The sequence below is a fragment of the Streptococcus suis genome (assembly GCF_016775005.1).
GTDB classification, from domain to species: domain Bacteria; phylum Bacillota; class Bacilli; order Lactobacillales; family Streptococcaceae; genus Streptococcus; species Streptococcus suivaginalis.
This window is the reverse complement of record NZ_JAEUXI010000019.1, coordinates 1-662: the sequence shown is the minus strand read 5'-3', so window position 1 is coordinate 662 and position 662 is coordinate 1. Positions and strand designations below refer to the sequence as shown.

The 662-nt window shown below is 47.9% G+C and carries 1 pseudogene; it reads right to left on the bottom strand.

What is annotated here, in order from left to right:
- Nucleotides 1-662 (bottom strand): annotated as a pseudogene (locus JNG37_RS09765) (hypothetical protein); the annotation flags it as partial.

Below are 662 nucleotides of genomic sequence, written 5' to 3'. Positions count from 1 at the left end.
CGCTCACCTGTTGCAGAGACATTGTATACTTTGACACTGCCATCTGGTTGACGTTCTGAAATAACAGAACTTCCGTTTGCTCCGTCACGACCGTTGGTACCGTTGGTGCCATCTACTCCATTACGGATGGTAGTGATTTCAGTACGCTCACCTGTTGCAGAGACATTGTATACTTTGACACTACCATCTGGTTGACGTTCTGAAATAACTGAGCTTCCGTTGGTTCCATTGGTTCCATCTACGCCGTTGCGAATAGTTGTGATTTCAGTCCGTTCACCTGTTGCAGAGACATTGTATACTTTGACACTGCCATCTGGTTGACGTTCTGAAATAACAGAACTTCCGTTTGCTCCGTCACGACCGTTGGTACCGTTGGTGCCATCTACTCCATTACGGATGGTAGTGATTTCAGTACGCTCGCCTGTTGAGGAAACGTTGTAGACTTTGACACTGCCGTCTGGTTGGCGTTCTGAAATAACAGAACTTCCGTTTGCGCCATCACGACCGTTGGTACCGTTGGTGCCATCTACTCCATTACGGATGGTAGTAATTTCAGTGCGTTCACCTGTTGCAGAGACATTGTATACTTTAACACTGCCGTCTGGCTGGCGTTCTGAAATAACCGAGCTTCCGTTTGCTCCGTCACGACCGTTGGTACCGTT